The 7,883-nt window shown below is 40.7% G+C and carries 10 protein-coding genes; all 10 read left to right on the plus strand.

The window, feature by feature from the left end:
- The first annotated feature begins 85 nt into the window (after positions 1-85).
- From ccmA to P20429_RS03720, 10 genes are read left to right on the plus strand one after another with little or no spacing between them, the layout of a single operon-like run.
- Positions 86-706: a cytochrome c biogenesis heme-transporting ATPase CcmA gene (gene ccmA, locus P20429_RS03765; RefSeq protein ID WP_085999480.1), complete on the plus strand. Its 621-nt coding sequence runs from the start codon at positions 86-88 to the stop codon at positions 704-706.
- Positions 706-1,392, plus strand: a complete 687-nt coding sequence (gene ccmB, locus P20429_RS03760; RefSeq protein ID WP_002959286.1) for a heme exporter protein CcmB — start codon at positions 706-708, stop codon at positions 1,390-1,392. Before ccmA ends, ccmB begins: the two co-directional genes overlap by 1 nt.
- Positions 1,392-2,129 carry a heme ABC transporter permease gene (locus tag P20429_RS03755; protein ID WP_007585844.1) on the plus strand — a complete coding sequence of 246 codons (738 nt, stop codon included), beginning with the start codon at positions 1,392-1,394 and terminating at the stop codon, positions 2,127-2,129. Before ccmB ends, P20429_RS03755 begins: the two co-directional genes overlap by 1 nt.
- Positions 2,130-2,131: 2 nt before the next feature.
- Positions 2,132-2,335: a heme exporter protein CcmD gene (gene ccmD / locus P20429_RS03750; protein ID WP_007585846.1), complete on the plus strand. Its 204-nt coding sequence runs from the start codon at positions 2,132-2,134 to the stop codon at positions 2,333-2,335.
- Positions 2,332-2,811 (plus strand): cytochrome c maturation protein CcmE, encoded by a 480-nt coding sequence (gene ccmE / locus P20429_RS03745; RefSeq protein ID WP_007585848.1) that lies wholly within the window; start codon positions 2,332-2,334, stop codon positions 2,809-2,811. The genes ccmD and ccmE overlap by 4 nt, the downstream gene beginning before the upstream one ends.
- 2 nt (positions 2,812-2,813) lie before the next feature.
- Positions 2,814-4,784, plus strand: coding sequence for a heme lyase CcmF/NrfE family subunit (locus tag P20429_RS03740; RefSeq protein WP_007585850.1), 1,971 nt, complete (start codon positions 2,814-2,816; stop codon positions 4,782-4,784).
- On the plus strand, positions 4,781-5,350 hold the full coding sequence (locus tag P20429_RS03735; protein WP_007585852.1) for a redoxin family protein: 570 nt from the start codon (positions 4,781-4,783) through the stop codon (positions 5,348-5,350). The genes P20429_RS03740 and P20429_RS03735 overlap by 4 nt, the downstream gene beginning before the upstream one ends.
- Positions 5,350-5,811 carry a cytochrome c-type biogenesis protein gene (locus tag P20429_RS03730; protein WP_007585854.1) on the plus strand — a complete coding sequence of 154 codons (462 nt, stop codon included), beginning with the start codon at positions 5,350-5,352 and terminating at the stop codon, positions 5,809-5,811. The genes P20429_RS03735 and P20429_RS03730 overlap by 1 nt, the downstream gene beginning before the upstream one ends.
- Complete coding sequence (gene ccmI / locus P20429_RS03725) at positions 5,812-7,065, plus strand: c-type cytochrome biogenesis protein CcmI (protein ID WP_007585857.1); 1,254 nt, start codon at positions 5,812-5,814, stop codon at positions 7,063-7,065.
- Between the two features lie 9 nt (positions 7,066-7,074).
- Complete coding sequence (locus tag P20429_RS03720) at positions 7,075-7,806, plus strand: VacJ family lipoprotein (protein ID WP_007585858.1); 732 nt, start codon at positions 7,075-7,077, stop codon at positions 7,804-7,806.
- Positions 7,807-7,883 lie beyond the last annotated feature (77 nt).

Consider the following 7,883-nt stretch of genomic DNA (forward strand, 5'->3'; position numbering starts at 1 on the left):
AGTGAATCGATTTTAAAGCAATATTCGTATTACCCTATCATTATGGTAGACTAACGCCTAATTTTTGGCAGAGAGAATCGTCATCTTGTTACACATTAAGTCCGTCACCTGCATCAAGCAAGATCGTTGTTTGTTTGCGGATCTTAATTTTAGCCTTAATAGCGGTCAAATCATGCAATTAGCGGGTCCTAATGGGGCTGGTAAAACATCGCTATTGCGTATTATCGCAGGCTTTTCTGTGCCTGATGAAGGAGCTGTTTTATTTCAAGAACAGCCTATATCTAAGTATTACGAAGAGTATGCCAGAGAACTACTCTTTATAGGCCACAAAACAGGTGTAAATACTCAGCTTAGTGCAGTTGAAAATGTTCGTCATTGGTTACAAATTAATGGCTACATAAACCAGCCTGACTTGTATCCCATTTTAGCGCAACTTGGCCTTGTTGGACTTGAAGATGTACCGGTTAGAATGTTATCTGCTGGACAACAAAGACGTGTAGCTTTGGCCAGACTTTGGTTAAGTGATGCTAAATTATGGGTACTTGATGAGCCATTTACCGCGCTTGATAAAAGCGGTGTTGCCTTTTTACAGCAGCGATTTACCGAGCACTTACTAAACGGTGGAGCTATTTTGTTAACGACCCACCAAGATTTAACGACCCATTTTAGTAACTTGCAAACGGTTACACTGGAGTATCGTCACTAATGACTCGTCAACATTCTTATTGGTTGCTATTTAGTGCGGTATTTACCAAAGATGTAAAACTTGCGTTTCGCCAGCGCGCTGAAATTGTAAATCCTATTTTGTTCTTCTTAATTGTAATTTCATTATTTCCGTTAGCAATCGGGCCTGAGCCTGGTTTACTAGCGAGAATGGCACCGGGAATTATTTGGGTTGCCGCATTACTCTCTACCATGTTGGGCTTGGATAAGCTGTTTAGAGATGATTTTAACGATGGCTCGTTGGAGCAGTTAATTGCATCGTCTTACCCGTTATCGTTAACCGTACTTGCTAAAGTGGCTGCTCACTGGGTGGTAACAGGTTTACCGCTTGTATTAATGACGCCGCTATTTGCATTGTTGTTAAACCTAGAAAGTACGGCGTTAACAGCGACTGTTTTAACATTATTATTAGGCACTCCACTATTGAGCTTTATTGGCGCAATAGGCGCAGGGCTTACTGTAGGATTACAAAAAGGGGGTATTTTGATGAGTTTACTCGTACTGCCTTTGTATATTCCTGTTTTGATTTTTGCAACGTCGGCTATCGATACCAGCACCATGTCGCTGGATTATAGTGGGCAGCTTGCCATCCTTGGTGCAATGTTACTTATTGCTATTATTAGCGCACCAATTGCCATATCGTCAGCTTTAAAAGTGAGTGTAAGTTAATGTGGAAGTGGTTACATCCCTATGCTAAAGCAGAGCGTGCATACCAGTTATGCAATACGTTACTGCCTTATTTTGCCGTAGTTACTGTAGTTAGTATGATTGTTGGATGGGTATGGGGGCTTGGTTTTGCACCTGCCGATTACCAACAAAAAGACAGCTACCGTATCATCTTTATTCATGTTCCTTCTGCCATTTTGTCTATGGGGGCTTACTCATCAATGGCTATTGCAGCTGTTGTTGCACTTGTATGGCAACTACGAAATGCCGAACTTGCCGTTATTGCTATAGCGCCTGTTGGTGCTTGTATTACTGCTATTGCGCTTATTACTGGCGCTGCATGGGGTAAACCTATGTGGGGTGCTTGGTGGGTATGGGATGCGCGTTTAACGTCTGAACTTATTTTATTATTTTTATATCTTGGCGTGCTTTCGCTTTATCATGCATTTGAAGATAAGAAGTCAGCAGGGCGTGCAGCTTCTATTTTAGCAATTGTTGGCGTAATTAATTTACCTATTATTCATTACTCTGTTGAGTGGTGGAATACGCTACACCAAGGCGCAAGCATTACAAAACTAGACACCAAAGCAATAGACCCAAGTATGTTTTGGCCACTTATGGTTAATATTTTAGCTTTTGCTGCTTTTGTAGGAACAGTGACTTTAATTCGTCTTAAAAATGAAATTTTACAACGCGAAAAGCACCGACCGTGGGTGCGTTTGTTGTTAAATAAGGGGTAATTATGCAGTTTGACTCTTTTTCTGATTTTATTGCAATGGGAGGCTATGGGTTCTATATCTGGCTTTCTTTTGGTACATGCGCTCTTATTTTACTCGGTATTTTAGTGAACTCTTTAAGAGATACCAAACGTATTATGGCTTCAGTTGAGCAACAAATAATACGTGAAGCGCGAATTAAAAAAGCTAAACAGGAACAAGCCTCATGAATCCAAGACGTAAAAAGCGCCTATTGGTAATTATTGCCGTACTGTTTGGTATTGGTGGATCAATTGGTTTAGTGCTTTATGCACTTCAAGAAAATATTAATCTTTTTTATACGCCAAGCGAACTTATTGATGGCAAGGGGCCTAATAAAGAAAAACCATTCATTGGCCAAAAGCTACGTATTGGTGGCATGGTTGTACCAGGCACGGTTGAGCGTAATGAACAGAGCTTACAAGTAAGCTTTAAGCTAATTGATACAGGTCCATTAGTGACCGTGCGTTATCAAGGCATATTGCCAGACTTGTTTCGTGAGGGGCAAGGCATTGTAGCGCAGGGCGTATTAATCGAACCTAATGTTATTGAAGCATTTGAAGTGCTTGCAAAGCATGACGAAGAATATATGCCAGCAGAAGTTGCTGAGGCAGTTAAAGGTATTAAGCACGAAAAACCAAAATACAACTTAGATAGTGGTAATTAGCTATGATCCCAGAAATTGGTTATTTTTCTTTAACGCTTGCCATGGTGCTAAGCGTTTTACTGTGTATTTTTCCTCTTTGGGGCGCGCATACCGGTAATCTTCGATTAATGCGTGCAGCTCCCTCTTTAGCAATTGGGCAATTCGCTTTTGTTTTAATCTCTTTTGCAGCACTTATTTACGCCAGTGTAACGGATGATTTTACCGTATCGTATGTGGCATATCATTCAAGTAGTACGCTACCTTGGTATTACAAAATCACCTCTACATGGGGCGGCCATGAAGGCGCTATTTTACTGTGGTTAGTAATGCAAGCAGGTTGGACTGCCGTTGTCGCTGCGCGTTCTAAATCATTACCTTGGGTGCTACGTGCCCGAGTCTTGGGCGTACTTGGTTTTTTAGGTGTGGGTTTTATGATGTACACCTTACTACTTTCAAGCCCGTTTGAGCGCCTACTTCCTTATTTCCCTGTTGAAGGGCGTGATTTAAATCCGTTACTTCAAGATCCGGGCATGATTATTCACCCGCCATTACTGTACATGGGTTATGTAGGGCTATCAGTTGCCTTCTCTTTTGCTATTGCTGCGTTGTTAACCGGTAAGCTTGATAACACATGGGCTAAGTGGTCACGTCCGTGGACAATGACTGCATGGGGCTTTTTAACTCTAGGAATCACAATTGGTAGCTGGTGGGCATATTCAGAGCTTGGCTGGGGCGGCTGGTGGTTCTGGGATCCAGTCGAAAACGCATCATTAATGCCATGGCTTGTTGCAACAGCATTACTACACTCATTAAGCGTAACCGAAAAACGTGGTGTATTTAAATCGTGGACCGTACTACTTGCTATCGCAGCATTTTCATTAAGCTTGTTAGGCACCTTTATTGTACGTTCGGGTATTATTGTATCGGTGCATGCTTTTGCAACAGACCCTGATAGAGGCTTATTTATACTCGCCTTTTTAGGCATCGTTGTAGGTGGTGGCTTAGCGTTATATGCACTGCGTGTATCGCAAGTACATAGTGAAGGCCGATACAAGTTTGTATCACGCGAAGTGGCGTTATGGCTCAATAATATATTTTTAGTAGTTGCTACATTAATCGTATTGCTGGGTACGTTATTACCTATGGTTCATAAAGAAATGGGCTTGGGCAGTATTTCTATTGGCGAACCGTTTTTTAATAAGATGTTTGCAATAATTCTAGTACCATTTGCTATTTTGATGGGGATAGGGCCATTTTTACGCTGGAAGCAAAATAAATGGGCTTTCTTACAAAACAAAATATTAATGGGCGTATTAGCCAGTGTAGTGATTACCTGTGTTTGGTTGTTTTCAAGTTACGATTTAGTAAAACCACTTACGCTACTAGCCACTACGCTTGCGGTTTGGATTGCCATATCAACTGGCATCGACATTTACACTAAATCTGCTGTGCATGGCACCTTAAAAGAAGGTTTAAAACGCTTAGGTGTAAGTTACTGGGCTATGGTGCTTGGGCATATTGGTATTTCGTTTGTTATTGCAGGTGTAACGCTTACATCTGCGTATTCAGTTGAGCGTGACGTATCGATGAAGCAAGGCGATACAGTTCAGCTTAACGAGTATGAATACCGTTTTGATGGTGTTAAAACTATTCGCGGGCCGAACTACAGTGGTCATGCTGGTGTTGTATCGGTGCTTAAAAACAATGAGCTAGTAACACGCTTACACGCCGAAAAACGTAAGTATGATATTGGTATGCAGTTTATGACCGAGGCGGCCATAGATGCAGGCTTTACACGTGATTTATACTTAGCGTTAGGTGAGCAGTTGAGCCAAGGTGCATGGTCACTTCGCATTTATCATAAACCGTTTGTTCGTTGGATGTGGATTGGTGGTGTGCTTATTTCCCTAGCTGGATTTATGATTTTATTTGATAAACGCTACCGCACATCAGCTAAAACAGCGCGTAGAGCTGCATCGGAGAATGTTTTATGAACCGTAAAATTTTAGCTATTGCGCCGCTTTTAGTATTTGCTTTTGTATGTGTATTTTTATACCAAGGCCTTTTTGCTAATCCTCGTGAAATTCAAACGGGTCGGTTAGGTCAAGAAATGCCAGCATTTAATCTACCTGATTTAATGCAAGACAATAAGCCGTGGACTAACGAGTCTTTAAAAGGCGAAGTTTACTTACTAAATGTATGGGGTACTTGGTGCCCAACATGTTTAGTTGAACTTGGTTATTTAACTAAGTTACGTGAGCAAGGCGTTAAAATTATTGGGCTTTATTACGTACAAGGTTACGACGCCGACTTTGATGGCCCCTTTGATATGCAATCACTTCGAACAGAAGTGAGCGATATGCTGCAACGTGCGGGTGACCCATATCAATTTAATATCTTGGATTTACATCGTACTTTGTCGTTGGATTTAGGTGTTTCGGGTGCGCCTGAAACATTTTTAGTCGATAAAAACGGCACTATTTTGTTGCATCACACGGGCGATATAAACCCGCGAGTATGGCGAGCTAAATTTGCGCCAATTATGCAGGAGCTTAAATAATGAAATGGTTACTACTTACGCTTAGCCTTTTTGTAAGCATCAGTGCGTTTGCAGAGCAAGATCGCTATCAATTTGATAACAACAAACAAGCGATATTGTTTGAAGAGCTAACTAAAGAGCTGCGCTGTCCTAAGTGTCAAAATCAAAACATTGCGGACTCTGACGCTGTTGTTGCTAAAGACTTGCGTGATAAAGTGCTCGTATTGGTTAAAGAAGGTAAGAGCAAAGACGAAGTGATTGATTACATGATTGACCGCTTTGGCTATTTTGTTCATTACGACCCACCAGTTACACCAGCGACTTTAGTACTTTGGGTATTACCTGTATTAATTGTCATAGTCGGCTTTGGTTTTATTGTTATTCGCCAGCGAAAAGCATCAGTAAAACAAACGTGGAGCAGTGACGACGAAATGCTGTTAGCGAAGCTAATTGAACAAAATAAACGTCAGGAGCAAAGTTAAATGATTTTAATGTGGGCGTGTTTTGCTTTACTCACACTGGTTGCTCTTGGGTTTGTGATGTTGCCTTTTTTAAAAAAAGAGCGCGTTCAAACAATTACTCATAACGCCAACGCTGAGCTAATTAGCATTTATGAGCAGCGTTTAGTTGATTTACAAACCGATTTAGATAATCAGCGTATTGATACCGTAAATCATGCAGAATCAATTATTGAATTAAAACGCCGTTTATTGAATGAGTTATCACCAGAAAAATCACTAAACAGCAAAGGTAATAATCGTATTTTTGCTTTAACTGGTGGCGCATTTGTTCTTGCTCTAACAGGTGTTTTTTATAGTTTAACAGGTAGTCAGCAGCAAATTTCGGCTTGGCATGATGCCATGGATAATTTAGCTGATTATGGTGAGCGTGCTGTAATGCAAAAAGGTGAGCCGCTTAGCCAAAATGAACTGCAGGCTTTTGCATTGGCGCTTCGTACTAAGCTTAGCCGCTCAGGCGATGATGAAGTTGCTTGGATGCTACTTGGACGAGTTGCTATGTCGCTTAATGAATTTGACATGGCGCAGCAGTCATTTGATAAAGCACTACGTATGAATCCTGATAATATGCAGGTACTTATTAGTTATAGCCAAGTTTTATTACTAGAAGGCAGCGAAGCTAATATGACCCGTGCGGCAGGTATGCTCTCAAAAGTACTAAAAGTTGAGCCTACCAATTTAGATGCAATTTCGTTATTAGCACTCATTGCTTATGAACGTAAAGATTGGCCTCAAGCCAAAGCTGCATTTGAAGTTTTACTTGCGAGTATGGAAAAAAATGATTCTCGTTATAGCATGATCTCTGAGCGTATCGCTGATATAGAGAAGCAAATGCAAACGGAAGGCTCTGTTATGCCAGTTACTACTACAACGGGTGCTATTGCAGTTACAGTCGACATTGCAAAAGAGCTTATAGATAAACAGCCAAAAGACGGTATCTTGTTTATATTTGCAAAAGCAGCAAGTGGTTCGCCAATGCCATTAGCTGCTGTTAAACTCGCTAAATATTCATTTCCAATTACAGTTGAGTTGAGTGATAGTAGTGCAATGGTTGCAGGGCTTAACTTATCTAGTGCAGAAAATATTATTATTTCGGCGCGTATTTCTATAGATGACTCGGTTATGCCAAGTTCTGGTGAGCTAGAAGGTCATTCAGAGTCGTTAAAGCGTGAAAGTGTAAGTGACTACCAACTTCAAATTGATACATTAATACCTTAAGGACGTTAGATGTTAAAACACAGTTTTACTTTTTTATGTTTATTGATACTAGCCGGGTGTGCTCAAGTACCACAAAGCAAAGTAGATGACAGAGATCCGCTGCAAAGTATTAATCGTCCATTATATGACTTTAATATGGATGTACTGGATGCTTATTTATTGCGCCCAGTTGCTGTAGGTTATGTTGAAGTAACGCCTGTACCGGTAAGAAACGGTATTGTTAATTTTACAGGTAATATTACAGCACCTGTCGATATGATTAATGCGGGTTTGCAAGGTAAGCCGGGTAATGCAAGTGTGAGCTTAGCGCGTTTTTTAGTTAACTCTACGGTTGGTATTTTTGGTATTTTTGATGTTGCCAGTTCACTTGGTCTTGAAATTGTAGATGAAGACTTTGGACAAACGTTAGGTGTATGGGGCGTGGGTGATGGCGCTTATTTAATGCTACCAGGCATGGGTCCTACAACAGCACGTAACCTGACCGGTGATGTAGTCGACAACTTTGTATTGCCTGAAGTTGCCCTAACGACTCCACAAACTATTCTAGTGTTTGTTTTAAAAGCGGTAGAAGCTCGTGCATCATTAATCCCACAAGAAGGGTTATTAAATGATTCACTTGATCCGTACTTATTTGTAAAAGATATCTACTTTCAGCGTCAAATTTATGAGCTGTACGATGGCAACCCACCTATAAAAGAAGAGCCAGCTGATTTTGATGAAGACTTTTTAGAAAGTTTATAATTGAAAAGCCACTCATAAAAAACGCCAGCTAATAGCTGGCGTTTTAGTTTGTTCTTGTTTATTATTATTTAACCTTA

This window comes from Pseudoalteromonas sp. BSi20429 (assembly GCF_000238895.1).
GTDB lineage: Bacteria > Pseudomonadota > Gammaproteobacteria > Enterobacterales > Alteromonadaceae > Pseudoalteromonas > Pseudoalteromonas arctica.

Coding starts and splice junctions, on each gene's coding strand:
- P20429_RS03740 (WP_007585850.1), top strand. CDS start 2,814: ATGATCCCAGAAATTGGTTATTTTTCTTTAACGCTTGCCATGGTGCTA.
- ccmE (WP_007585848.1), top strand. CDS start 2,332: ATGAATCCAAGACGTAAAAAGCGCCTATTGGTAATTATTGCCGTACTG.
- ccmI (WP_007585857.1), top strand. CDS start 5,812: ATGATTTTAATGTGGGCGTGTTTTGCTTTACTCACACTGGTTGCTCTT.
- ccmB (WP_002959286.1), top strand. CDS start 706: ATGACTCGTCAACATTCTTATTGGTTGCTATTTAGTGCGGTATTTACC.
- P20429_RS03755 (WP_007585844.1), top strand. CDS start 1,392: ATGTGGAAGTGGTTACATCCCTATGCTAAAGCAGAGCGTGCATACCAG.
- P20429_RS03735 (WP_007585852.1), top strand. CDS start 4,781: ATGAACCGTAAAATTTTAGCTATTGCGCCGCTTTTAGTATTTGCTTTT.
- P20429_RS03720 (WP_007585858.1), top strand. CDS start 7,075: ATGTTAAAACACAGTTTTACTTTTTTATGTTTATTGATACTAGCCGGG.
- P20429_RS03730 (WP_007585854.1), top strand. CDS start 5,350: ATGAAATGGTTACTACTTACGCTTAGCCTTTTTGTAAGCATCAGTGCG.
- ccmD (WP_007585846.1), top strand. CDS start 2,132: ATGCAGTTTGACTCTTTTTCTGATTTTATTGCAATGGGAGGCTATGGG.